At 67.8% G+C, this 25,496-nt stretch carries 15 protein-coding genes; 6 read left to right on the top strand and 9 right to left on the bottom strand.

The window, feature by feature from the left end; genetic code table 11:
* Positions 1-2: 2 nt before the first annotated feature.
* The 4 genes from BJ964_RS45880 to BJ964_RS45865 form a co-directional block, all read right to left on the bottom strand.
* Entirely contained in the window at positions 3-3,041 is a 3,039-nt protein-coding gene (locus BJ964_RS45880) for a type I restriction endonuclease subunit R (RefSeq protein WP_188126531.1), read from the bottom strand.
* A gap of 1 nt (position 3,042) precedes the next feature.
* Complete coding sequence (locus BJ964_RS45875; RefSeq protein WP_229807158.1) at positions 3,043-4,155, bottom strand: restriction endonuclease subunit S; 1,113 nt, start codon at positions 4,153-4,155, stop codon at positions 3,043-3,045.
* 116 nt (positions 4,156-4,271) lie between these two features.
* Positions 4,272-6,233: a type I restriction-modification system subunit M gene (locus tag BJ964_RS45870; protein ID WP_188126529.1), complete on the bottom strand. Its 1,962-nt coding sequence runs from the start codon at positions 6,231-6,233 to the stop codon at positions 4,272-4,274.
* A 13-nt stretch (positions 6,234-6,246) separates the two neighbouring features.
* Positions 6,247-8,145, bottom strand: coding sequence for an N-6 DNA methylase (locus BJ964_RS45865; RefSeq protein ID WP_188126528.1), 1,899 nt, complete (start codon positions 8,143-8,145; stop codon positions 6,247-6,249).
* A 294-nt stretch (positions 8,146-8,439) separates the two neighbouring features.
* On the opposite strand from BJ964_RS45865, the gene BJ964_RS45860 reads away from it, so the two are divergent.
* From BJ964_RS45860 to BJ964_RS45835, 6 genes are all read left to right on the top strand, one after another.
* Positions 8,440-10,842 (top strand): ATP-binding protein, encoded by a 2,403-nt coding sequence (locus tag BJ964_RS45860; protein WP_188126527.1) that lies wholly within the window; start codon positions 8,440-8,442, stop codon positions 10,840-10,842.
* Positions 10,839-11,210, top strand: coding sequence for a hypothetical protein (locus tag BJ964_RS45855; protein ID WP_188126526.1), 372 nt, complete (start codon positions 10,839-10,841; stop codon positions 11,208-11,210). Before BJ964_RS45860 ends, BJ964_RS45855 begins: the two co-directional genes overlap by 4 nt.
* Positions 11,207-13,246 carry a hypothetical protein gene (locus BJ964_RS45850; protein WP_188126525.1) on the top strand — a complete coding sequence of 680 codons (2,040 nt, stop codon included), beginning with the start codon at positions 11,207-11,209 and terminating at the stop codon, positions 13,244-13,246. Before BJ964_RS45855 ends, BJ964_RS45850 begins: the two co-directional genes overlap by 4 nt.
* A 115-nt stretch (positions 13,247-13,361) precedes the next feature.
* Entirely contained in the window at positions 13,362-13,559 is a 198-nt protein-coding gene (locus BJ964_RS45845) for a hypothetical protein (protein ID WP_188126524.1), read from the top strand.
* A 64-nt stretch (positions 13,560-13,623) separates the two neighbouring features.
* On the top strand, positions 13,624-14,763 hold the full coding sequence (locus tag BJ964_RS45840) for a restriction system modified-DNA reader domain-containing protein (RefSeq protein WP_188126523.1): 1,140 nt from the start codon (positions 13,624-13,626) through the stop codon (positions 14,761-14,763).
* A gap of 250 nt (positions 14,764-15,013) precedes the next feature.
* Positions 15,014-16,576: a restriction endonuclease gene (locus BJ964_RS45835; RefSeq protein WP_188126522.1), complete on the top strand. Its 1,563-nt coding sequence runs from the start codon at positions 15,014-15,016 to the stop codon at positions 16,574-16,576.
* A gap of 286 nt (positions 16,577-16,862) precedes the next feature.
* Here BJ964_RS45835 and BJ964_RS45830 read toward each other — a convergent pair whose 3' ends face one another.
* From BJ964_RS45830 to BJ964_RS45810, 5 genes are all read right to left on the bottom strand, one after another.
* Positions 16,863-19,091 carry an ATP-binding protein gene (locus BJ964_RS45830; RefSeq protein WP_188126521.1) on the bottom strand — a complete coding sequence of 743 codons (2,229 nt, stop codon included), beginning with the start codon at positions 19,089-19,091 and terminating at the stop codon, positions 16,863-16,865.
* A gap of 1,336 nt (positions 19,092-20,427) precedes the next feature.
* Positions 20,428-20,880: a cupin domain-containing protein gene (locus BJ964_RS45825; protein WP_203832552.1), complete on the bottom strand. Its 453-nt coding sequence runs from the start codon at positions 20,878-20,880 to the stop codon at positions 20,428-20,430.
* Between the two features lie 42 nt (positions 20,881-20,922).
* Complete coding sequence (locus BJ964_RS45820) at positions 20,923-21,693, bottom strand: SDR family NAD(P)-dependent oxidoreductase (RefSeq protein ID WP_188126519.1); 771 nt, start codon at positions 21,691-21,693, stop codon at positions 20,923-20,925.
* A 165-nt stretch (positions 21,694-21,858) separates the two neighbouring features.
* Positions 21,859-22,656: an alpha/beta hydrolase gene (locus BJ964_RS45815; RefSeq protein WP_188126518.1), complete on the bottom strand. Its 798-nt coding sequence runs from the start codon at positions 22,654-22,656 to the stop codon at positions 21,859-21,861.
* A gap of 62 nt (positions 22,657-22,718) precedes the next feature.
* Positions 22,719-25,472 (bottom strand): helix-turn-helix transcriptional regulator, encoded by a 2,754-nt coding sequence (locus BJ964_RS45810; RefSeq protein WP_188126517.1) that lies wholly within the window; start codon positions 25,470-25,472, stop codon positions 22,719-22,721.
* Positions 25,473-25,496: the final 24 nt, after the last annotated feature.

Here is a 25,496-nt window from a genome sequence, read left to right as displayed (position 1 = left end):
GCTCACGTGATGCCGTGCCTCCGGCGGATCAGCCGGTACGCCTGGCTACGCGCGAACTCGTTCATGTGGCTGCGCAGCGTCGGATCGTCCAGGTAACGCTGCATCAGCTTCCCGTTGTCGTCGTGCCGAGACAGGATCACATCTTCGATGCGTTTCTCGCACACCACGCCGAAGTTGCTTTCGTCGTTGACGAGCGCGGCGGCTTCGACGGCACCGTCGTCGGCGAGCGCGACGACCTGCTGTTCGAACCACACCTTGTCGCCTTCGCCGAGGCCCATCCCGAACCGGTCGTTGAGTTCGTCGATCAGCTCGGACAGGGCGACCTTGTCGGGGTCGTTCTGCGGCCCGGCGCCGCCACCGGTGAAGCCGGGCAGCATCTGCTCCCCTTCGGCCTCAAGCGCCTTGTCCTGCGCGGTGCCCGCGGTCAGCCGCAGGTGGGTCAGCTGCACCTCGCCGATGTCGACCGAAGGGTCCTGCCGGCGTGGCAGCCGGTTCAGCAGCGCCCGGCCGTACAGATAGAGCCGTTCGAGGTCCTGGTCCTGGTAGGGCACGACCTGGGAGAGGAACGCGTACATCCGGACGTAGTCGCGTAGCGCGGCGCGGAAACCGTCGGCGGCCTCCGGATCGTCGGCGGCGAGCGCGATGTAGCGGTCCCGCGCCGGGTCGGTGAAGCGGTAGAGCGCCTGATGCGCCTTCGCCAGCGCGGCGTCGTTCTTCGCCTTGCCTTCGGCTTCGAGCAGGGCATCGGCGTATGCCTGCATCTCCGATTCCACCAGCAACGGGTACGACATGACCGCGCCCTCGGCCCGGTAGAGCAGGTTCGGGTCGGTCGGCACCGTCGCGGCGGTTTCGAAGTATGGCTTGAACTGGTCGGCAATGTCGTCGGCCTTGTTGACGAAGTCCAGCACGAACACGTCACCCTGCGCTTTGAGCGGGTGGATCCGGTTGAGCCGGGACAGCGTCTGCACCGCGGCCACGCCCTTGAGCGGCTTGTCCACGTACATCGTGGTGAGCAGCGGCTGGTCGAAGCCGGTCTGGTACTTCTCCGCCACCACCAGGATCTTGAACTCGACCGGCTGCTTGGCCTTCGGCGTACCGGCGTGCTTGTCGTCGGCCGCGGTGTAGGCGAACCGTTCCGGCAACTCGCTCTCGCCGAAGCCGTTGAGCCGCGCCTCGGTCACCTCCGCCTCGTCACCGATCCTGAGTTCACCGGAGAAGGCGACCAGGGGAGTGGAGCCGACGTACCCGTTGGTCTCGATGTACTTCTTGATCGCGGTGTAGAGCTTGACCGCCGCCTCTCGGCCTCCGGTCACCACCATCGCCTTGGCCCGGCCGCCCAGCAGCGGCGCGGTGTGTTTGCGGAAGTGCTCGACGATGATCTCGGCCTTCTGCGCCATCATCGTCGGGTGCAGCACCGCGAACCGGGCCAGCTGCGACGACGCCTTCTTCGGGTCGACCTCGGGATCCTCCGGGTTGGCGTTGGCCAGCTTCCAGTACACGTCGTAGTCCATGTACTGCCGGAGCACGTCGAGGATGAATCCCTCCTCGATCGCCTGCCGCATCGAGTACGTGTGGAACGGGTGCATGTTCCCGTCGCCGCCCAGTGTCCCGAACAGTTCCAGGGTCTTCGGCTTCGGCGTCGCGGTGAACGCGAAGTAGGACAGCGTCTCGTGCCGGCCGCGGGCCAGCGCCGACGCGGTGAGCAGGTCACCGTCGTCGTCGATGTCGTCGCTGCCCTTGCGCAGCAGCACCTTCTTCATCGAGGCCGCGTTGTCCCCGGACTGCGATGAGTGCGCCTCGTCGACGATCACCGCGAACCGCTTGCCACGCAGTCCCTCCACCTTGTCCAGGATGAAGCCGAACTTCTGCATCGTGCTGATGACGACCTTGGCAGTCTCCCCGGTCAGCGCGGCGGCAAGCTGGTTGGAGTCCTTGTCGATGCGCTGCACCACACCCGGCACGTGCTCGAACTGGAACACGGTGTCCTGCAACTGCCGGTCCAGCACCACTCGGTCGGTGATGATGATGACCTTGTCGAACACCGGTTCGTTGGCTTTGATGTCCTTCTCCGGGATCGCCTGGCTGGTGTGCAGGCTGGACAGCCGGTGCGCCAGCCAAGCGATGGTGTTCGACTTACCCGACCCGGCCGAGTGCATGACCAGGTAGTTGTCGCCGGACCCGTGCGCGGCGGCATGGTCGGTGAGCGCGGTGACCGCGTGCCACTGGTGGTAGCGCGGGAAGATCAGCGCCCGCGACTCCTTGTCGGTGTGCAGGAACCGCCGCATCAGGTCCATCCAGGTGTCCGGATGCCAGATCTGTTCCCACAGATAGGCGGTCCGGTACCCCTCGGCCGCCGCGTTGCCCGCGCCGCCGGACACCCCAGGCCCGTCCGACCCGGTGTTGAACGGCAGAAACCGGGTCTTCTCCCCAGCCAGCTTTGTGGTCACAAAGGCCAGATCAGGATCAACAGCAAAATGCACGAGGGTACGCTGGGAGAACAGCAGTTCCTTCGGGTCACGCTTCTCGCGGTACTGCTTCTTGGCGTCCTCGACAGTCTGGCCGGTCAGCGGATTCTTGAGTTCCGCGGTGGCGAGGGGGATGCCGTTCACGAAGAGGGCGAGGTCGAGGCTCTTCTCGTCGCTCTCGGAGAAGTGCAGCTGCCGGGTCACGGCGAGCCGGTTCGCGCGGTACAGGTTGAGCGCGTCGTCGGTGATCGAGTGCGCCGGCTTGAAGTACGCCAGCCGAAACAGGATCCCCTTGTCCTTGACCCCACGCCGCAGCACATCAAGCGGCCCGCGCTCATCGATCTGCTTGGCCAGATACTCCTTGAAGTGCCGCTGCGTCTCGGCAACGTCGTTCCCGTGATAGGCGACCAGCTTCAGCCACGCCTCGTTCTGCGTAGCCCCGATGAACGCGACCAGCTCCGCCGTGTCCAGCCCAAACTGCCGGTCATAGTGGTCCGGAACTCCCCGCAACCAGCCGGCGTCGATCAGCACCTGCTCGATTGCCGTCTCGAACGCACCCTCCCCGTGCACCTTCACCTCAGTCCAATCCTCGCGCCGTAGTTACATCGATCTGACCAGTAACCGCTGCCGTAATCAACGCCTGCCGCCGCTCCGCCAAGAGCTGATCCTGTTCACGCATCTGACTGATTGCCTTCTCAATTGGTTGAACGGCTTCTTCAATAGCCGACACGCGCCGCTTCTGCTCGGCGACCGGGTAGCGGGGTACCGGCATCTCCTTCATTGCGGCGACATTGAAGTGGGCCTGGATGCTGCCGACCGAGAATTCCGAGACGCGACGCTTGGCATAACTGGAATTGAGCAAGTACTCGGCGAATTTCGGAATGAGGGCAGTGCCCGGCCGAACGATTACCAGATCGATGCAATTGACGCCATCCAGCTCGGCGGGCACGACAGCGGCGGCGCCCGCCTGGCCGGTTCGGACCACAACTAGATCGCCGGCCGCCAGCCGGGATTTCCGATGCAGGAGGTGACCTTCGTGACTGATCTGCACCAGATCGCTCGCATCGATTCGGCCTTGCTTCACGTTCAGGCCACGAAGCGCAGGGACACCCCCCGCTTCGACATACCAGGCGGCCGGTGTGATGACGATTCCGACACTCACCGACGAGACGAGGTACTTGAGCGGTACAAACGCGCTGGCGTCCTGACCGCCGCTGACCAGTTCATCGACGAGGCGATCCCGCTTCAGCGCAAGCAGTTCGATCATCCGCTGACGTCCGGCACGCACGGTATCGATGAGTCGTGTCTCGGCGTCGAGGAAGTCGGCGATTCGCCGCTGCTCGTCCGTTGGCGCGACGGGGATGGGCGTCATTGACAAAGGTTCGAGGTTCAGAGCCTTGAAGGTCGCACCACCGACCGAAATCTCCCAATGCTGCCTCGCCTGAGTCGATTGAAGTGCCCAGTAGAGGAAGCGAGGATGGACTCCATGGGCTGGAGCCACTCGTGCGGTTCCCTGAGTAAGGTTCGCCCCTTGAAGGTCTTTTGGAACGACCATCACCTTGCCAAAAGAAGGGCCGATAGAAACGACGACGTCAGTAGGCATTACGGCAGATCGGCGGTATGCGCGCGCGATCGCGGGGTCTGTTCTCAACAATGCCGACGGATCTTTCAGCCCACCATTGGGCGTCATGTCCACCGGCCTTATATAGGGCACACCCCCCGGGTAATCCGCGCCAGCTTGAACAATGCCATATGTGATTGCCCGACCCGGAGCCACAAGCCGTTTGAGGCGAACCGTCGCATAATTCACTTGGTCACCTCGCCTAGGAGGTGTTGGATCTTGGCCTCAAGATCCTTGATTTCTGTGTCGATCTCGGAGAGAGGGCGAGGTGGTTCGTAGACGTAGAAGTGACGGGTGAAGGGGATTTCGAAACCAATCTTCGTCTTCGGCTCGTCGATCCAGGCGTCGGGGACGTGTGGGAGGACCTCTCGCTTGAGGTAGTCGTGGATGTCCTCGTTCAGCGGGACATTCTCGTTGTCGCGAAGGTCGGCGTCTGGGAGCGGGTTGCCCTTGCGGTCGGTCTGGATCTCGCCCTCCGGGTCGCTGATCGAGAACGCGTCCCAGACGGCCTTCTCCGCGGGCGCGGGCAGCTTGCCGAGCGCGGCCAGTTTCATCGCGAACTCCGAGCGGGTGCTCGCGGCCGTACCGGTCAGGGTCTTTGCCGTGGACAGCAGGGCTTCGCTGTCGGCGTACCGGAGAAGGGGTTTGGCCTCGGCGAGCAGTGCGAGCGTCTCTTCGGTGATCTCGAAGCGCAGGCGGAGTGGGCGCTCGACGGTGATGCGCTGGTAGCCGAAGTCCGTGGTCCGGAAGTCCTTCACCTTGCCGTGCTGCTCGTGCGCGGGGCCTTCCGCGATGGCGAGGGCGTCGACGTAGGCCTTGGTGAGCGACGCGATGTGGTCGGCGTTGAGCATCTTGCGCTTGTCGCCGAGGCTCTTGCGCATCTTGACCCAGTAGTCGCGGCCGTCGAGTAGCACGACCTTTTTGCGGCGTTCCGGGGCCTTGCGGTTGGTGAGGATCCAGAAGTAGGTGGAGATGCCGGTGTTGTAGAACAGTTGGTCGGGGAGGGCGACGATGCCTTCGAGCATGTCGTTCTCCAGGATCCAACGACGGATCTCGGACTCACCTGAGCCGGCCGCGCCGGTGAACAGCGGCGAGCCGTTGAAGACGATCGCCAGGCGGCTGCCGCCGTCCTCGGGGCGTTTCATCTTCGAGATCATGTGCTGGAGGAAGAGGAACGAGCCGTCGTTGATCCGGGGCAGGCCGGCGCCAAAGCGTCCCGCGTGCCCGCGTGCCGCCTCGTCCTTGATGAACTTCTCGACCTTCTTCCACTCCACGCCGAACGGCGGGTTGGCGAGCATGTAGTCGAAGCGTTCGCCGTCGTGGCCGTCCTGGCTGAACGAGTTGCCGTACGCGATCTTGTTGGGGTCGCCGCCCTTCATCATCATGTCGGAGCGGCAGATCGCGTACGTCTCGCCGTTGAGTTCCTGGCCGTAGACCTCGATGGTGGCGTGCGCATTGTGTTTCTCGATGTGGTCCTGGGCCTCGCTGAGCATGCCACCGGTGCCGCACGCCGGGTCGTAGATCTTGCGGACGATGCCGGGCGTGACCAGATCCCGCTCGTCCGGAGCGAGGAGCAGGTTGACCATCAGCTTGATGACCTCGCGCGGAGTGAAGTGTTCACCGGCGGTCTCGTTGCTGATCTCGGAGAACTTCCTGACGAGTTCCTCGAAGAGGTAACCCATCTGGTGGTTGCTGACTACGTCGGGCCGCAGGTCGATCTCGACGAACTTGCTGACCACCTGATAGAGCAGCCCGGCCTCATCCAGTCGGGTGATCTGTGCGTCGAAGCCGTACTTGTCGAGTACGTCGACGGCGCCGGGCGAGAAGCCGCCGATGTAGGAGCGCAGGTTGGTCGCGACGTGGTCCTGGTCGGCCAGCAGGTTGCGGAAGTTCAGCTGGCTGGTGTTGTAGAACGTCAGCCCGGCGGTCTTGCGCAGCACCGGGTCCATGTTCTGCACGCCGGCGGCCTTGAGCTGCTCGTATCGGGCGAGCACCGCGTCCTTGGTCGGTTCCAGCACCCAGTCGAGACGGCGGAGCACGGTCAGCGGGAGGATCACCCGGCCGTACTCGGATTGCTTGTAGTCGCCGCGCAGCAGGTCGGCGACCGACCAGATGAAGTTGGCGAGTTTCTGGTGATCGGTGCTCACCGAGTTCCTTTCATCAGTTCTCTTCGGTGGGGCGCAGTCTGCCGGAGGTCAGACCCTCCGCCGTCAGCCGGGCCATATCGGCAGCAAGTGACGCGACCTGCTGCGCGAGATCGTTGAAGTCGTGCAGTCCGCGGAACACCACGCCGTGCCGGCGCTGCTCCGCGATCGGGATCCGGGGTATCTGGGCCTTGCGTGCGTCGATCCGCAGACCGCTGGACGAGCTGCCGGTCAACCGCTCGTTGGAGCCGGTCCGCAGGTGGCCGAGAAGGAACCACGGGTCGAGAACATCCGGGTTTGGGCGCAACAGGTATAGGTTGCGGCCAAGGACAGCCGTGCCCGGTTCAGTGATCAGGCGGGCCACCATCTGGCGGGCCACGAGCGGCACCACGATGTCGCCGTCGCGCAGCGGTATCCGTTGCAGGATCCGCTCGTCGGTCCCGCCCGAGGCGCTGTTCCCGAGCACCACATCCTTAGCGGTCAGCACCGGGACGTCGGCGACGAAGTCACCCTCACCGGTGTCGCGGATCGGGCCGAGGATCTCTAGGGCTCCGCCACGGGCCAGATCGGTTACCGAGACGGTGGGCGGGGCGGCTGCCTCCGCCGACGTAGGCAGGACCGGAAGGCTCTTCGGCAATGCGGTGCCGAGGTCTGCCAGCATCTTGTGCACGGTGTGCAGCTCGCGGGCGATGTCGACGCCCGCCGTCCCGGCCGGTGCGTGCCGGGTGGGGGTCAGATCGACCTCATCGTCCAGAAGATCGATGATGGGGACCACGTAGGCGAACGACGGGTCTGTCGGGTCGCCGGTGTCCAGGAACCGGGAGACCGCGGTCTCCACCCGGCCGAGAATCTCTTTGTCGCCGCTCGTGTCCGCGCCCAGCGCCGCTGCATCGGCCAGGAGAACGTGGGGTTGCGGGGTCCGGCTCGGGCGCTGCAGGACCCATAGCTGCAGGTTGACCGCGTACGAGGGGGTGAGCCGCAGCGGCAGGGCGACGACCGCCCGGAGAGCGCCTCGGCGCAGCAGGTCGGCGCGGATACGGCGGCCCGCGCGGCGACCTGCGGCCGAGGGTGGCAGTAGTAGCACGGCCCGGCCACCCGGTTTGAGGTGGGCGTAGGCGTGCTGGACCCAGGCCAGTTCGGGTTCGGTGCGCGGCGGGACGCCGAACTCCCAGCGGTGGTCGGCACCGAGTTCCTCCTGCCCCCAGTTGCTGAGGCCGAACGGCGGGTGCGCGACGACCGCGTCGACCGTCAGCTCCGGGAAGGAGTCGTGCCGCAACGAGTCGCCGGCCCGGATCTCGCCGGGCAGTTCGTTGACCGTCAGGGACAGCTGGGCCAGGCGAGCGAGGGCCGCATCGATGTCCTGCCCGTAGACCTGCGCGGCACCGGCCCGGGCCGCGGTGTGAAGCACCTGGCCGGTGCCGCAGGCCGGGTCGAGGATCGTGCCGCCATTCACCGCGGCCAGGTTGATCATTGTGGCGGCCAGTGGCTCCGGCGTGATGACAAGTCGGGGTCCGGCCTGTTCGGCGAAGCGCCGCCACAACTGCTGGAAGACGCCCTCGGAGCCGCTCTTGCCCAGCCGGTCGGCCAGGGCGTCGAGGTCCGGCCGGAGGCTGGGGAACGGTAGCGGGCGCTTACCGCTCAGATGTTCGCCGACGAGTGCGAGCGCCTCAGCTGGCTCCGATTCGGCGGCCAGCAGATTGCGCCAGAAGAGGTCCTCCTCGGGCACAGCATGGAGCTTCTCGTTCGCGACCATCCACCGCTCGACCTGCTCCAGGTCGAACTGAGGGCTGGTGGCGGTGCCGCCGACCGGGGCCGGAAACGTTTCGTACCGCTTCCGCCAGTTGCTTACTGCGGCGCGGCCGACTCCCGCGATGCGGGCGATGTCGGCCGCGGTGACTCTCGCTGTCCGTCGCACGATCAGCAGTGTACACACTCGTCAAGGCAAAACATTGTTGACGCGGTTGACAATCGATGCTCTCATGGACGTCGTCGCTGTGCGCCGGTTCGCGGCTGCCGTGGACTGCCCGACAGTGGCGACGCCTTTCATCGATCGCTACTCGGCCTGTATAACGACGTGACCGAACGTAGCGGTGGTCGCCTCGGCGTGCTGTCGGTGCTCGCCGAGGCGATGCGCGTACCGGTGGAAACCATGCAAGCCTGCCTGCAGGTGGCTGGCGGCCGGGGCCGCTGACCACGGATCGGGGAAGTGATGGATGACGAGACCGAACTGAGAGCACGGTTGGCGGGCGCCGATTCGGTGGTGGCAGGCCTGGTCCTGGCAGCCTTCCACGGCGACGAGGAACTGGACGCGACGCTGGCCACCGGAACGGCCCCGCAACCGCTGACGAGGGACGGCGACGCCGAACCCGGTGAGATGGAATCGCCGGACGTCTTCCTGGAGTCGATCGAGGTCGCAGGCTTCCGTGGGGTCGGCCGGGCGGCAACCCTGGAACTGCGGCCACGGCCGGGCCTGACCCTGGTGATCGGGCGCAATGGTTCCGGCAAGTCGAGTTTCGCCGAGGCGGCCGAGTTGGCGCTGACCGACGACTCGATGCGCTGGGCCGGCCGCCCGGTGGTGTTCCGGGAAGGTTGGCGCAACCTGCACCACGACGGCGACACCGAGATCGCGGTTCGGCTGCGCCTCGGCGGTGACCACCCGCCGGTGACCATCCGCCGGCACTGGGATGCTGCGGCGAAGAACCCGGAGGATGCCGCCCGACAGCCCGTGGTGGCGCCGGCCTGGCTCGGAAAGGTCGGCCTGTACCGGCCGTTTCTCTCGGCCCGGGACCTGGAGCGGGTGATCACCGCGAAGCCGGCCGAGCTCTACGACGCGCTCGCTCCGATTCTCGGCTTGGGTCCGTTGGCCGCCGCCGACACCCGGCTGCAGGCACGCCGCAAGGAGCGCGAGGACCGCGTGAAGGCGGTCAAGGCCGGTTTCAGCCAGCTGAAGGTCCAGCTCGCCGAGGTCGATGACGACCGTGCAGGGCAGGCGCTCAAGGCGCTTGGCAGCCGGGCCGGCACGGCCGATCTGACCACGTTGACGCGGCTGGCGGCCGGTGACGGTGAGGGCACCGACGCGGCGCTTGCGGCCGTCGCACGCCGGTTGCTCGACGACGACCTGCCGGATCTGGCGTCCACGCTGGACTCACTGGTAGTGGCGCAGGAGGACGCGAACCGGCTCGGCGGCAGCGAGTCGGTGACGGCCGGACGTACCGCGGATCTGTTGCGCAGGGCGCTCGACCACCACGCGGCTGAAGGGGATCAGCGGTGCCCGGTGTGCCGTACCGGAAATCTAGATGCGGTGTGGCGGGCCGAAGCGGAGGCGGCGGCCGTGCGGCTGGAGGCCGCCGCCGCGGAGTCGCGGTCGGCGACCGGCCGGGTCGAGGCCGCTCGGCGGGCGGTTGAGGAAAACCTCGCGCTGGTACGCCGGGAGCTCAGCCGGGCCGGGAACGCGCTGGCCGGCGTGTTGCCGGAGCCGGTCGAACGGCTGCGCGAAGTACTGTCGGAGCTGCCCGGGACGGCCGCAGGGGTGGCGGCCGTACGGGTGGCCTGGGAACGTGTCGTGACGGCCTACGCGGAACTGGTCGAGGCCGTCACCCGCTGGCTGGTCCGACGGCAGAACGTCTGGCAGGAGCCGGCCGCGGCGCTGCGCCGGTGGTTGGCCGCCGCCGAGGTGGTTCAGACCGAGGCGAGGGAACTGAGTCGGCTGGTGGCGGCACGGGCCGCGCTCGGCGCCGCACTCGACGGGATCCGCAGTGAGCGGCTGGCGGCGTTCGTCGGGCAGTCGGAGCACATCTGGCGGCGGCTGCGCCAGGAAAGCAACGTCGAACTACGCGAGATGCGGATGGAGGGGGCCAACACCCAACGGCGGGTGCGGTTCCCAGTGACCGTCGACGGCTCCGAGGCGAACGCGCTGGCCGTGATGAGCCAAGGCGAGCTGCATGCCCTCGGCCTGTCGGTGTTCCTGCCGCGGGCGGCGGCCGAGGCCAGCCCGTACCGGTTCGTGATCGTCGACGACCCGGTCCAGAGTATGGACCCGGCGAAGGTGGACGGTCTGGCCGAGGTACTCGGCGAGATCGCGAAGAACCGGCAGGTCGTGGTGTTCACCCACGACGATCGGCTGCCGGAGGCGATCCGGCGACTCGGGCTGGAAGCGACGGTCTGGGAGGTGAGCCGACGGGCCCGATCGGTGGTCGACTTGCGGATGGCCGACGACCCGGCCGACCGGTACCTGGCCGACGCGTTCGCCCTGGCCGCAGCACAGTCCCTGCCGGAAGACGCGCGGTATCCGGTGGTGGCCGGCTTCTGCCGGTCGGCGCTGGAGGCGGCGTCCATGGACGCCTACCGGGCACGTCGTTACCGGGAGGGCGCTACACACCGGCAGGTGGAGCGGAAGCTGGCGGCAGCGAACACCGCGCATCAGCGGCTCACCCTGACGCTGCTCGGCGATCTCAAACGAGGCGATGAACTCTATCCATACCTCGACCAGACATACGGTAGTTGGGCCGCCGATACGTTGCGCGCGGTGGCCGAGGGCGCGCACGGCACCCGGCGCGCCAGCATGACGACGCTGGTGAAGAACACCTCCGACCTGGTGGAGAGGCTCCGATGAGCACGTACCTGGCGACTGCGGACCGGCTGTTGACCACCACCGTGCCGGGCGCCCGGGGAACGTGGCCGCGGGCCTGTGCCTGGCTGCTGCGGCTGGAGCTGGAGGCGGCGCTCGACCGGTTCTGGGCACGAGTGCGGCCGGAGATCGGCGTGGTCCGCGCGCAGCGGCCCAAGTTGCTGATGCTGTCGGCGTACGCGGGTGAGGAGATCGCTCGGCGGGCCGGTTATCTGTGGTGGGCGCTGTCCCGGGCTGGCCACCATCACCGGTACGAGCTGGGACTGACAGTCGGCGAACTGCTGCGGTTGCGAGCCGAGCTGGTCGCGGTGGCCGAGCGCCTGCAGGCCGCCGCGATGGCCGGGTCGCGGTGAGCGGCAGCTGGCAGCCGAGCCGGGAGGTGCCGGCCGAGCTGGTCTACCGAAGCATGTTCAACTCGGCCGAGCCCGACCTGCGGTCGCGGGCGGCGGAACTCTTCGCCTCCTGGGCCACCGGCAAGAACGTGCCGGTCAGCGCGGCACAGTTGCTGACCGGCGGCGGCGCGGAAGCGGAGGCAGACGATACGCACCGTGTCGTGCGGGGCAGTGTCGGGGCGTACACCGACCGGTCGACCGGCCGACGGCTGCAGGCGGCGGTGTTCCGACTCGAGGAGCGGCTGGCCGACGGAAACCGGTGGACCACCTCGCTGCGCATCGCAGTGCCCCATCAGGCCGAGCAGGCTGCTCCGTTCGCGGAGACGGGCGAACCGGCGACGTTGTTCGGCGCCGAACCGCCGTGGCCGCAACGGTCCTGGGTGTGGCTGGACCTGGAGCACCACCGGGTTCCGGAGACCGCACCGGTGCGGCCCGGCAGTCCGCGGCTGATCCGTGACCTGCTCGCCGAGGTCGAGGGCACGGACGCGTCGCTGCCGTTGACGTCAGAGGTTCTCGACATTACCGAGGGCCACATCGATGAGCTCCGCGGCTGGCTGTTCGACCCCAGCCGCCGGGTTCCGGTGATCGTCTTCAGCCCTGATCCGCAACAACCGGAGGACCAGGCGCGATTCGCCAGACGGCTCGCTCGGGATGTCACCGGGGTGGCTGTGGTGGTGCGGTTGCACAATGTCGCGTCGGCGGCGGCCTTCAACCGCCGGGTCGGTACGCATCTGCAGGTGTACGGCGGCGGGATGCGGACATATCTGCCGGGGCTGACGCCGAACGAGCCGTTTCCGCGGCGGCACCGCATCCTGTCTGCGGCCAGCATGCGCGCGCTCGGGCAGCGGTCGGCCAACGCCGTACGGGACCAGGTTCTGACCCTGTCCACCCGCCGCCCGCCGCCCGCGTCCTACGTGCTGGTCCGCCGCGCTCTGTCGCGCGGCTCCGCGGCGCGGACCATGCCGGATCGGCGGACGCCGGCCGAGCACCCGGCGTTGTTTCCGACCCCCGGCGAACCGACACTGCTCCCCGGCCTCAGCGGCAGTGTCACCGCGCCCGAGGTGCCGGCGCCGGCCGAGACCGCCGAGCGGAACCGGCTGCTGCGGGCCACGCTCACGCTGGCCGGTGTCGATCCGAGCGCGATCGCGCTGGTCGACGAGCCAGCCGAAGTCGAGACTCTGACCGCGGAGCGTCTCGCCCTGCAGGACCTGCTGCTGCGATCGATGGCGGCGAACGCCGGTGCCGGCGAGAAGCTCGCGGAGGCCGGTGCGGAGATTGCGATGCTGTACGCCGAGATCGACGACCTGACCGTTCAGCTCACTGAGGAGCAGAAGATGCGCGGGGAGGTCGAGGACCTGCGGCTGGGTTGGGAACTCGGCGAGATCGAGCTGACCGACCTGGAACGGGACAACGAGCGCCTGCGCGCCCGGATCCGCTGGCTTGAATCCGAGCTGTCCGCCCATCACGTGCACGTCGCCGGGCAGGAGACGCCAGGCCAGATGATCCTGCCCGGCAACGTGGTCGAGACGCTCGAACTGGCGGCCCGGCTGCCGTTCCTGTCGATCGGGGCCACCTCGGACGCGGCGGCCGGGCTCGACGTGCATCCCCAGGCGGAGCGGTGGGCAATCAAGATCTGGCAGGCACTCGCAGCGCTGAATGCTTACGCCGAGGCGCGGTCGACCGGCGCCTGGACCAATTCGTTCCTGGCCTGGTGCCAAGCGCCTCCATCGGGCGGTGCCGCGGTCCCGGCGACGTGGGTTGCGCTGAGCGAATCGGAGACGACCACGACGATGCCGAGGCTGCGAGAGGCGCGCACCTTCGCGGTGCCAGTTCAAGTGGAGGCGTCAGGTCGGGCCTACATGCAGGCCCACATCAAGATCCAGCAGGGCGGTACGCCGTGTCCGCGGATCCACTTCCACGACGACACCGGAGGCCGGACCCGCCGTATTCACATCGGCTACGTCGGCGACCACCTGCCCACCGCGAGCTTCCGCTGACCCAGAAGCTGACCCCATTCACGTGCCCGAACCCAACTCAACGAAAGCCGGTAGTAGCTACTCGTTTACCTTTCGTGATACGCGTGGCGAAGTCCCTCACTGGGGGAGGCTGTCAATGCGGGTTCTGGTTCTCTCCGATCATGGTGGTAAGCAGTTGGGTCAGACCGTTGCCCAATTGCGCAGCCGGCTCGAGAAGCCGACGATGCATGCCATCGGCGCCTATCCCACGCAACTACTCGAAGCGATCGACCGGTATGCCGTCGCCCTCGACTCGCAGTCATGCGAGAGAATCGCTGCTCTGATCCGTCCGTGACCACCAGTTCCACGAACGACGGCGCGGCGGATCTGGTGGCCGAGGTGACAGACGGGAGTGAAGGGTGCTCGACCTGCGAGACGTCGTTAAGCAGTGCGCTGAACGGCTGGAGCGCTTCCAGCGGAATCCGCACCGGCTCGGCGAGCAGAACACCAAGGCGAGCCTGATCAGCCCGATCATCGAAGCGCTCGGCTGGGATTTGCGGGACCCCGACGAGGTCTCCCACGAGTACCGGCGCAAAGGCACCGACAACCCGGTCGACTACGCCCTCCTGCTCCTGCACACACCAAGGCTGTTCATTGAGGCGAAAGGCCTTGGCGAGAACCTGGACGTGCCGCGCTGGGCTAACCAGACAATCGCGTACGCGACAGCCGCCGGAGTCGAGTGGGTCGCGCTCACCGACGGCATGCAGTGGCGGATCTACAACGCGCACGCCCCCGTGCCCATCGAGCAGAAACTGTTCAGGGCCGTTCGCATCGACGACCCCGAGCGCGCCGTGGAATTGCTCAGCCTACTGAGCAAGGAAAACATGCGAGACCACCGAATCGACGAGCTGTGGAAGAGCTTCTTCGTCGACCGTCAGGTTCACGCCGAGCTGACCAGCATGTTCAGCGGGATCGAGCCGGCGGCCGAGCTTGTCGCTCTCCTCGACCGGCGCCTGCCCCGGCTGACCACCGACGAGATCCGCACGAGTCTGATCCGGGCTCACGCCACCTTCGATTTCGCGGCACCGGTCGGCCAGCCGGTTCTTCCCTCCGGCACCGCGGAGAACCCACCGCACCTCGCGATCACCACACCGCCCGCCCTGCCAGGTAACGACAGGCCCATCGCCGGCCGCCGGACCCAGCAGGCGGTGACCGCGCAGGAACGACTGATCAAGGTGACCGACATGATCGCCGCCGGGCGCCTCCGGCCAGGAGCCGCCCTCCACGGCGACTATCGCGGCATCACCCATTACGGTGAACTACTCGCCGACGGCCGGGTCCGCTACAACGGACAGATCCACTCGACGCTGTCTGCAGCGGGTCGCGCCGTCAAACTGGAGACACTCGGAGCTGACGCACCCGAGTCGAAGATCTCAACCGATGGGCTCGGCTTCTGGCACACCACCGACTCGGTCAGCGGCGACGTGGTCCGCATCAAGGAGATCCGACGCCGAACCGCCCGAGACCTCGACAGCAGCCTTGATCCGGGCGGTATGTGAACCCGACGCCCGCACAAGGCGCGCTTCCCATAGCGCGCCTGTTCGCCTTGCTGCCATCGCGGTCCGGCGAACGGTGGCAGAACATCATTGGATGGAGGCGCCCCGCCGATCGGCGATGTTACGGAGAGCATTGAACTGAGCACACAAAGTCTCGACCTGAATCGATGTCGTAGTTAGCCTGAGTCTCACGGATGTGGACGGGTGGCTGATGGCTTCGAACAGACGATCGGGCAACTCCGAGTTCTTCCGAATGCAGCAGAACCAGCTGAAACAGGCCCAGCGTGATCAGCGCGACGCCGAGCGCGCCGCCGCTGCCGCTGCGCGAGACGAGCGGGCGAAATACTGCGCCTCGCGCCGGGATGAGGCCGAGCGCAGAACCGCCGACGTCACCCGGTGGGTGGCGATACTTGACGGACTTCTCCTCGAGGGCATTCGCCGCACCGCGCGGATCGACCTCCAGCGCTTCAAGCGAACCTTCAAACCATCCGCCTTCGACGCGGGGAGTCTGGCCACCCCGGCGCAACGGCCTGAGTGGCGGCAATTCGAACCGGCCGCGCCGGGAATGCTGTCGACGATCTTCGGAGGCCGAGAACGGCACGCGGCGGCAGTGTCGCGGGCGCGACGGCGGTTCGACGACGCAATGGCGTTCTGGGAGGCGCGGGAGCGTGACCGGCACCAGCATCTGGTGCAGGCGCGAGCGGCGTTCGATGCGCGGATGGCCCGGGAACAGGCGGAATGCGCGGAACACAACCGACAGATCGATGCAGAGATTGAGGCCTTCAGCGAGCGCCGCCGACCCAGCGTGGAGCGGTACTGCGAGCAGGTACTCTCGCGGCTACTTCTTCCCCCCGACTTCCCGCGTCGCGCGGAGGTCGCCTACAACCGCGACGCAGAGCAGGTCGTGGTCCAGCTACAGCTTCCGGGAACTGACGTCGTACCGACGGCGAAGACCTTCCGGTACATCCAGAGCGGCCAAAACGCCGACACCATAGTCGAGACCAAACGGCCGGATTCAGAGATCAAGAGGCTTTACCGCGACGTGATCGCACAGGTGACGCTGCTGGCCATCAGAGATCTGTTCGACGCCGACGAGCACCTCCGAGAGGTTGCCTTCAACGGGCACGTGGACTCGATCAACCCGGCGACCGGGAGGCAGGAGTATCCATGCCTGATCAGCTTGGACGTCGAACGAGCGGCTTTTGAAGAACTCGTCCTGGATCGTGTCAGACCAGCCGACTGTTTGCCTTACCTTCGCGCGCGCGTATCCGAGCACCCTTACGCGCTGATGCCGATCGAGCCCATCCTTGTCTTCGATCTGAGCAAGTTCGCCTTCATCGAAGGCCTCGACGCCGTCTCGACGCTCGATCACCGGCCCGACCTCATGCAGATGGGACACGGGGAATTCGAACATCTTGTACGCCAAGTCTTCGAGGCGATGGGCATGCAGGGATGGACCACCACATCCAGTAAGGACGATGGTGTCGACGCGGTGGTCAAGAACCCGGACCCGTTCGTCGGCGGGGTCACCATCATCCAGGCCAAGCACTACAAGAACGTCGTCGGGGTCAATCACATCCGCGAGTTGGCCGGCGCCATGGAGGAAAAGAAGGCGGGACGAGGAATCCTGGTCACGACCTCATGGTTCACCTCCGGCGGCCGCCAGAAAGCGTACGAGCACGGACGCATGCAGCTCGTCGACGGCCAGAACCTGATCTTTCTGATCAAGAAGTACACCGGGAAAGACGTCGTCATCAGTGTGAAGCGGCCAAAGAATGCGGCCTCGATCGACCAGCCCGACCTACCGGAAGACTGAAAGGCAGCATCCAGGCTTCCACACGGAACGTCGTGCTTAAGGGCGTCTTGGAAGTTCAGCCGTCCGAGGAAGACGGACGGCGGGTTCGGCCCAGGTTAACGCGCTGCCCGACTACCCCTTGAGCTGGCCAAACGTCCCGGTAATGGGTTCCCGGGGATGACGGCCGGGTGGTTCGCATGGTGCATCGTCCGGCCCCCTGGCCCCTGACCTGGGCAAACGTGAATCGGTTGTTGGCGGTGCGCGAACCAGCTCGGGCAGATGTGCTGCGAGCTGGTGAAATGCCCTCTTAGCCGCGTTTCAGCTTGGTGCGGATGTCCCGGGCCCGGCTCCAGGCATCGCGGGCCGCGTCGGCCTGGCCGGCCTCGTGGTGGGTATCGCCGAGGCGTTTCAGGGCGTCGGCGGTCATGGCGGCGTGGCCGAGCCGGTGGAAGATCTCGATGGCCCGCTCGTAGCAGTCGACGGCCTGCCCGTGGTCGCGCAAATGCTGGTGGGCGTAGCCGAGGCTGTCCAGGGTGCACGCCATGCTCTCGTCGTCGCCCAGCCCGATGTTGATGGCCAGCGCCTTCTCGCAGAAGTCCAGGGCGGCGACGTGGTCGCCCAGCAGCGCACGGAACCAGCCGACCGTGTTGAGGGCGCGGGCCATCGTGCGCTTGCCCAGCTCCCCGAGACCGGACTGGCCGGACATGATGGCGAGGGAACGCTCGGCGTGCTCGAGGGCCGTTTCGAGCTCGCCCTGTTGTTCGGCGAGCATGGACAGGTCGAGATGCACGCCCGCCTCGCCGCGCCAGTCCCCGATGTCGTTGAACAGCAGCAGGGCCGTCCGGGCCTGGGCGAACGCCTGGGCGGGTCGGCCGGCCCGCCGGTAGGCCTCGCCGAGCCTACGGTGCGAATAAGCCGACACGTGCGCGATCTTCAGGTGCTCGGCCGCAGCGACGGCGGCATGCCAGGTAGTCGTTTGGTCATGTGGGCGCGCCTGACGGTAGTGGAAGGTGTCCAGGCCCCAGGCAAGCTGCCAGGTAAAGGCGTGCTGGCCGGCCGCGGCGGCATACGCCCCGGCCGCGAGCAGGTTGGCGTGCTCGGCGGTCAGCCAGGCCAGGGCGGCCTGCTGGTCGGCGATCTGGTCGATCTCGACGCCGGGCGGCAACGGTTCGAGGGGCACGGCGATCGGGTCCAGAGTGGGGTAGACGAGGCGGTTGGCCGCACAGGTGGTGTGTACGTAATGGGCGACGAGGCGGGCCCGCGCGGCACCGGCTTCGTCCGGCGAGGCCAGCTCTTCGGCGTACGCGCGAAGCAGGTCGTGTTGGGTGTATCGGCCGGGCCGGTGTTCGCTCGCGAGGTTAGCCCGGGTCAGCTCGGTCAGCATCCGGCGCGTCCCGGCCACTGGCGCGCCGGCCAGGGCTGCGGCCGCCACCGTGGACAGATCGGCGCCGGGAATCAGGCCCAGCAGGCGGAACAGCCGCGCCGCCGGCGGCGTGAGACTGGCGTAGGACCAGGAAAAGATAGTGCGTACGTCGCTGAGCGGGTCACCGGAGTCCAGCACGTCGAGCCGGTGACTGGCCTCGTTCAGGTCGGCGGCGAGGGCGGCGAGCGGAAAACCCGACTGCTGCGCCCGGGCGGCGGCGATGCTCAGCGCGAGCGGCAGCCCCGCGCAGGCCGAGACGATCTCCGGCACGGCGCCGGGCTCGGCGGCCGCCCGATCGTCGCCGAGCCGCTCGTGCAGCAGCTCGCGGGACTCCGCCGGAGTCAGGACACCGAGCTGGAGCGGGTGCGCGCCGTCGGTGGCGAGCAGGCCGGTGAGCTGATTGCGGCTGGTCACCAGGACCAGGGCGGTCGGGCTGGCCGGCAATAGCGGCCGGACCTGTTCGGCGTCGCGGGCGTTGTCGAGCACCACCAGGACGCGCTTGCCGGCGAGCAGGCTTCGGTAGCGCGCGGCCTGGGCGTCCGCACCCGCCGGGATTCGGTCGGGTGCCACGCCGAGGGCGTCCAGGAAGCCGCGGATGGCGTCGGTGGGATCCATGACCCGGCCGGACGGGTCGAAGCCGCGCAGGTTGACATACAGCTGGCCGTCGGGGAACTGGCCAGAGACCTGGTGGGCCCAATGCACCGCGAGGGCTGTTTTCCCGATCCCGGCCATGCCGGACAACGCGGAGATCAGCATCACGGTCGGCCGCTCGCCCGCGACGGCCAGCAGCGCATCCAGCCGGGCCAGTTCCGCCGCGCGGCCGGCGAACGGGTACACGTCCGACGGCAGCTGGGCCGCCACCTGGAAGCCGGATGGCGGATCGGGCGGGGCTTCGGCTCTCTGACAGAACGTGTCCCGCGCCTCGCCAGTCAACCCGAAGGCATCCGCAAGCAGGCGCATCGTGACCGGCCGGGGATGGCTGATCCGGCCGGATTCCACCTTGCCGATGGTGCTCGTGCTGACCCCGGTCCGCTTGGCCAGATCTTCTTGCGAAAGCCCCAGCCGCCGCCGGTGGGCCCGCACGGCGAGCCCAAACGTCGATCCTCCGGTCACGCCGAGATAGTACGGGTGAGTTACCGGTGAAGTCTCTGGTGCGCAGGCGGGCAAGCCTGCCAGGGTGGACGTAGATCTGCTGGATGTCCTCGGCAGACGGGGGGCAGTGATGACTCAAAGGGTCGATCTCTCGAGGATGCCGCGCGCCGCCGCGGAGGCCGGACGGGCCGTCATTGCCTAGCCGAGGACAGCAGGTCGGTTGATCGGCGCCCCGTCACCCGCGAGTTGGAAGAGACGTCGTCCTGGCTGCCCCAGCGGACACTTCCGGGCCGGGACCGGCGGGCCGCGGCGGCACGATTGTCCCGTGCCGCCGCGCCATGCCAGCGCTTCCCATCAGCTGCCCGCGAGCTGGGCCCATCGTCGCGACACGGGTCGAGACGGGTGACCATGATTCGGTCGACCGGACGGTCTCCTCAACGCGCTGTCTCAACCAGACGCCGAGACGTTGCCGTACCCGGCAGAACTGGTTCGGACGCTCACCGAAGGCGTAGCGGCCGGCCAGCCCGAACGGCTGCACGAGCTCGACCGGCTGCTTCGAACGCGGTGTCGCGACTCGGCCTGGCCGGCTCGGATGAGATCGGGATTCGGTTGCGCCTGGTCATCGCGGAGTACGACCACGACGAGCACGGTGCACTGCGTTACCTTGCCCGCAAACATGAGTTTGCCGGGCGCTTGGTCGCGCTGATCAGCGCGCGGGAGGCTCGCCGCTGCGCCCAGTAGAGCAGGTGCCCAGGCGTTGCGTAACACCGCCTCACGGCGGTCCTCCAGCGCAGTCTCCTCGGTATCGCCCTCGCCGTGCACTACCGGGCCTGGACACCGCTGGGCGTGAACGCACCACACGCCGTCCTCCTCGCGTTCCAAGACGAAGGGCAAGGAACCGTGCGGGATTCGGCCATGTCGACACCGCAGAGCGAGCCATTGACCGGCCGTCAGGACATTCCAGCCGCCTTCCGATTGCCACGTGAGCTGGTCAAACGTCCCGACAGCGGAACGCCGGACACGACGGTCCAGCGGTTCGCATAGTGCAACGTCCGGCCCACCCCAAGTCAAGGGCCAGGTCGGAAGTTCCGGTCAGGCCATTTTTCGCTTCTCGGGTCGAACATCTCACCCGGCGCTGATCTTTGCTGGTGGTGCGATCCCGCACCGCCGGCGGGCGGGTAGCGCTCGACAGACCGGTGCAGGTGGCGGTTACCCGCAGCAGGGTGCCCGCCGGTGTGGCCAGCTTGTCCTTGTCGAAAAACTCCGCGCGATTCATCCTGTTCATCGGACTTCTGGCCGTAGCCGGACCAGTTGCTATCCGGCTACGGCTCGTTCATAGCGGTACCTGCAAGAGTTCCTAGAGGCTGGGTGGCGGTCCGGCGACACGGAGACGGAACTCCTCCGCCGCCGCGATGATGGCCTCGATGTCGAAGGCTGCCGGCGCCTGGTCCAGCATCGAGACCGGGGAGCCGTTCCTGGCGAACCACCGCTCGATGCCCGCGGGACCGAACGTCACGGCGAGACGTGCCCGTGGCGAACGAACCAGGTAGGCGTGCGGGACACCGCGCGGACCGAAGGCGACCTGGCCGGCCTGCAGGTCGTGGCGGTCGTCGCCGATGAAGAAGCTGATCTCGCCGTCCAGCACGATCCAGACCTCGTCCTCGCCGCCGTGTACGTGCAACGGCGTGGCGTGTCCTTGTGGGTCCTCGAATTCCATGACGCTCATGGCGCCGGCGGTGGCTTCGCCCGGCACCAGGATTCGTGCTCGACCGCCGAGGAACCAGAATGATTCACCGGTGTTGCGGATCATCGGAGTCTCCATATCGATGTACTGCGTGTGTAAAGGGGGGCGTTACAGGGTCGTGGTCATGCCGCCGTCGATCGCGAAGTCCGCACCGATGACGTTCGCGGCACGGTCGCCGGCCAGCAGCAGGACCAGGGCGGCGACCTCGTCCGCCCGGGTGAAGCGGCCGGTCACGGTGTCCTTGGCGGCGCTCGCGGCGATGTCTTGCGGCGGACGGCCGGTGACGCGGGACAGAGCGGCGGCGACACCGTCGTCGCCGAGCCATAGGTCGGTGCTGACCGGGCCGGGGCTGATCGTGTTGACCCGGATGCCGTGCGGACCGACCTCCTTGGACAGCGACTTGCAGAAGCTGGCCAAGGCGGCCTTCGCGGCGCTGTAGTCAATCACCATCGGGTCCGGCAGGACGGCGTTCACCGAGGTGATCGTGACGATCGATCCGGCGCCCTTGCTGAGCAGGTGCGGAAGAACGGCTCGGGTGGTCCGTACCGCGGAGAAGAAGTTGACCAGGAAGGTTGAGGTCCACCCGTCGTCGGTGACCGATAGGAAGCCGTCCGGGCGAGGTCGGACCGCGCCAACGTTGTTCACCAGGATGTCGACACCGCCGAAGCGGGCCACGGCCGCTTCGATCAGAGCGGCCGGCCCGCCCGGCGTGGTGAGATCCACCGCAACCGGATACACCGAACCGGTCGCCGTCGCTGCGGTGCGGGCTGCGGCCACGACGTTCGCGCCCTCACCAGCGAGCGCCCGGGTGATGGCCAGCCCGATGCCTTTGCTCGCCCCGGTGACGACCGCGGTCTTGCCGGCCAGGTTCAGGTTCATGAACGGGGCGTGTGGGTCTCGGCGGACGCGACCGGTCCGGGCAGCAGGGTGAGGATCGCCGGCGCGGCGCCGTCGGCGAGGATGACGGCCTGGGACCGGCGGATGCGAGTGGTCATGGAAATCTCCGGTTGTTCGAGGCGAGCTTTTCGGGCGACGGCGGTCGGCTCAGAGCCCGTGCGCGCGCAGCCAGGTGAGGCTCGCGTCGGCGACGTCGCGCCAGCCGCTGTCGATGGTCAGCGAATGCGCACGGTCGGGGAAGTCGAGGATGTCGGTGACCGCCTCGGAGTGGCGGTATTGCTTCAAGGTGGCCCGGGTGACCGATTCCGGCACGGTGTGGTCCTTACCGCCGGTGATCAGCAGCAAGGGTCCGCGCAGCTCGTTGTTTGTGTTCACCGCGGCCGGCGAGTGCGGGTCGAAGTTGGCGGCGGCCGCTTCGAACAGCGGTTTGCCGGGCGCCGGGATGGTCCACGTCTCGAAAAGCTGCTGGGACTCCTCGGCGGTGACGGCATTGCCGAACGCGTAGCGGAACTGCTCGGCCGTGAGGGAGACGGCCCGGTGCTTGTTCCTAGGGTTTTTGAAGACTGGAAGGGTGGCGCGCAGTGCGGACAGCGGCAGCGGCAGGACGCCCTTGATCTGTGCCGCGTCGATGGCGACGGTGGCGGCGGCGAGGTCCTGGCCGAGCAGCTTCTGGGCGATCATGCCGCCGAACGAGTGCCCGATCAGGATCGGCTTGGCCGGCAGAGCTGAGATGATCTCCGCGTAGTGGGCGACCACATCGTCAATGCCGTGGTCGGCGATGCCCTCCGGGTTGGCCCGGGCCTCATCGACAGTGTCCGGGTCGCCGGGCCAGCCCGGAGCCGACGGGTCGTAGCCCGCCTTGCGGAACAGGTCGATCCAGGGCTGCCAGGACGAAGCGTGTAGCCAGAGGCCGTGAATGAAGATCACTGGGGTCGGTGTCGTCATGGGAACTACCGGACCACGGGCGGTCACGGGTTCGGACCCTGGAAACACCCCAGTCTCGTCGCTCAGCCACCGGCCTTCATGACGGTGGCGAGCTGGCGCCGCGAGGTGATGCCGAGCTTGCGGAATGTCTTGTTGAGGTGGTACTCGACAGTGGACGACGAGATGAACAGCCGGCTGGAGATCTCAGTGTTCGTCGCTCCGCCGGCCGCGAGGGCGGCGACTCGGGTCTCCTGCGGGGTGAGATCGAGACTCGTGGTCTCGGTGCGCTTGCGCGGCTGCTCGCCGGTGGCGGCCAGCTCGAGACGTGTCCGCTCGGCGAACGCCGCGGCGCCCATACCGGTGAACATCTCGTGAGCCAGGCGCAACTGCACGCGGGCGTCGGCCCGGCGCTTACGGCGGCGTAGCCACTCGCCGTAGAGCAGGTGGGCGCGGGCGGACTCGGTGCGGACCGCTGTGCGGGCGAGATGGTCGAGGGACTCGCGGTAGAGAGCGTCGGCGCGGTCGTCGTCGGTGAGCAACGCGGCGGAGCGCGCGAGTAGACCGAGCGCCCAGGCAGTGCCACTGGTCGCCGCGCGTTCGGCCAGGCGCGCCAAGGCGGCTTCCGCGAGGTTCCGGTCGCCGCCGCGTACCGCGGCCTCGACGAGGTTGGGCAGCAGAAGGTTGCCCTGTCCGGGTGCGTCCTCGTCGAACAGGGGAGCGGCGCAGGCAAGGGCTTCGCCGTATCGGCCCAGACCCAGTTCGAGGATCATGACCGAGTAACGGGCGTTGTTCGCCATCACCGCGAATCCGCGTTGCCCGGCCCAGACCCGGTAGATGAAGTCAGCGGCCTTGCGGGTCTCGCTCTCCCGGCCCTGCCAGGCCAGCAGCTCAATTCTCTTCTCCGGCCCCTCGGGCAGCAGGCCGATCGTCGCGGCGATCTCCGCTGCTTCCGCGTGGCAGCTCTCCGCTTCGCTGAACCGGCCGGCCCAGGTCTTCCACGCGGCGGCGTTCTGCAGCGCGACGTTCACCGCGTGCAACGCGCCGCGCCCACGGTCCGCTGTGCCGATCCGCGTGACGATGTCTTCGAGGCCCTGGTCGTCCCAGAGGTCATGGGCCACCCAGCAGCCGACGACGCCGACCGGCTCGCCCTCGTCTGCCAGCCGTCCGGTGCGCATCGCGGCGATCGCGGCACGCAGCAGCGGGACCGCTCGGGCAAATCCGTCGGCGATCCGGGTGGCGAAAGCGTCCAGCAGCAGATCGGCGATGGTCGCCCCGGACGGGTCCTGGAGCGGCGCCTTCAGTGCGGAACTGGCGATGTCGAGCAGCGTGACGCCGACGGTGTACTGCCGCGCGAGGATCCCTGCGGTGAGCGCTTCCCACAGCATGTCCCTCGTCGTCCGTTCCTCCAGCGGACCGAAGGTCGCCAGCGCGTCCAACAGGGCAGCGGGCACTCCGGCCGGCCCGGCACCGGTGAACCATTCGATGGTCGCCCTGGTCCGCTGCGCCGCGGCTCGCATGGCCGGCAGTTCGAGCCCCGGTGCCGCCCGGTCGAGCTGTTCCGCTGCGCTGCTCGCGTCGCCGATGACCAGGTAGGGCCGGGCCGAAGTCAGCAGTCGGCGGGCGCGGTCCTGCGGATCCGAGGTGAGATCTGCCGCCCGCGACAGGAATGCGGCCTGTGCGGCATAGCCACCGCGGCGCCGGGCACGTTCGCTGGCACTCTCCAGTTCCGCGGCGACCAGGTCGTCGAGTCCAACGGTCGCCTCGGCCAAATGCCAGGCCCGCCGGTCCGGATGATTCACCCGGTCGGTGACCGCAGCCAGAGCCGCATGGACAGCGCGCAGGTCGGTCGGGTGTGCGGCGCTCTGGATCGCCGAACGAATCAGCGGATGCCGGAATGAACAGCCGTGACCCGGCAGCAGGACACCCTCCGAGACGGCGATGTCGAGCGCGGCCGGCGCCAGGTTGAGCCTGTCGGCGGCCTGCCAGAGCAGTGCGGGACAGTCGGCCGGTGCGGCCGCGGCGAGCAGTAGCAACAGCTGAGTGTCGGCGGGCATAGCCTGGACCTGCCCGGCGAAGTGCGCCTCCAACCGCCGGCCGATCGGCAACCGGTCGGGAAGCAGCGCAGCACCGGCGAGCTGCTCGTCGGAGAGCTCGCTGGCTACCTCGACCAGGGCGAGCGGATTGCCCTGGGTCTCGGCGACGATCCGGCCCACGACCGCGGAGTCCATGCGCCCCGGGACCGTGGACTCGAGCAGCCGATGCGCGCCCGCCGGGTCGAGTCCCGCGACGGCCAGGACGGGAAAATTCCGCAATGTCACGGCGGCACCCGGCTCGTCGCGGATGGCGAAGAGCAGCCCGATGCCGTCCGCGTGTAGCCGGCGGCCCACGAAGGCCAGCACCGCGAGGGTCTCCCGGTCCAGCCACTGGGCATCGTCGATCAAACAGATCAGTGGCGTTTCAGCGGCGACGTCGGCGAGCAGAGTCAGTGTGGCCAGGCCGACCAGGAACATGTCCGGCGGCGGGCCGGCGAGAAGTCCGAACGCGATGCCCAAGGCGACGCGCTGAGGTTCGGGGAGCCGTCCGGCTCGGTCGGCGAAGGGATGCAGCAGCCGGTGCAGGCCGGCGTAACCGAGCTGGATCTCCGACTCGGTGCCGGCGAGCCGGGCGGTCAGCAGGTCAGCGGCGCAGTCGCCGGCGTAGCTCAGCAGCCGGGTCTTGCCGATGCCGGGCTCACCGAGGACGAGCAGAGTCGCGCTCAGTCCTTCCCGGACGGTGCCGATGAACGCGTCCAAGGCGCCGCACTCATCCGATCGGCCGTGCAACAGGAGAGGTGTCATGCCGCCGAGCGTAGGGACGGTGCC

It is taken from the genome of Actinoplanes lobatus (assembly GCF_014205215.1).
GTDB classification, from domain to species: domain Bacteria; phylum Actinomycetota; class Actinomycetes; order Mycobacteriales; family Micromonosporaceae; genus Actinoplanes; species Actinoplanes lobatus.
This window is presented reverse-complemented; position numbering and strand designations above follow the sequence as displayed.

What these genes read in the sequence shown, in the direction of transcription:
- BJ964_RS45815 (WP_188126518.1), bottom strand. Translation starts at nt 22,656, where the DNA reads ATGACGACACCGACCCCAGTGATCTTCATTCACGGCCTCTGGCTACAC.
- BJ964_RS45875 (WP_229807158.1), bottom strand. Translation starts at nt 4,155, where the DNA reads ATGACGCCCAATGGTGGGCTGAAAGATCCGTCGGCATTGTTGAGAACA.
- BJ964_RS45845 (WP_188126524.1), top strand. Translation starts at nt 13,362, where the DNA reads ATGCGGGTTCTGGTTCTCTCCGATCATGGTGGTAAGCAGTTGGGTCAG.
- BJ964_RS45825 (WP_203832552.1), bottom strand. Translation starts at nt 20,880, where the DNA reads ATGATCCGCAACACCGGTGAATCATTCTGGTTCCTCGGCGGTCGAGCA.
- BJ964_RS45810 (WP_188126517.1), bottom strand. Translation starts at nt 25,472, where the DNA reads ATGACACCTCTCCTGTTGCACGGCCGATCGGATGAGTGCGGCGCCTTG.
- BJ964_RS45855 (WP_188126526.1), top strand. Translation starts at nt 10,839, where the DNA reads ATGAGCACGTACCTGGCGACTGCGGACCGGCTGTTGACCACCACCGTG.
- BJ964_RS45820 (WP_188126519.1), bottom strand. Translation starts at nt 21,693, where the DNA reads ATGAACCTGAACCTGGCCGGCAAGACCGCGGTCGTCACCGGGGCGAGC.
- BJ964_RS45835 (WP_188126522.1), top strand. Translation starts at nt 15,014, where the DNA reads ATGCAGCAGAACCAGCTGAAACAGGCCCAGCGTGATCAGCGCGACGCC.
- BJ964_RS45860 (WP_188126527.1), top strand. Translation starts at nt 8,440, where the DNA reads ATGGATGACGAGACCGAACTGAGAGCACGGTTGGCGGGCGCCGATTCG.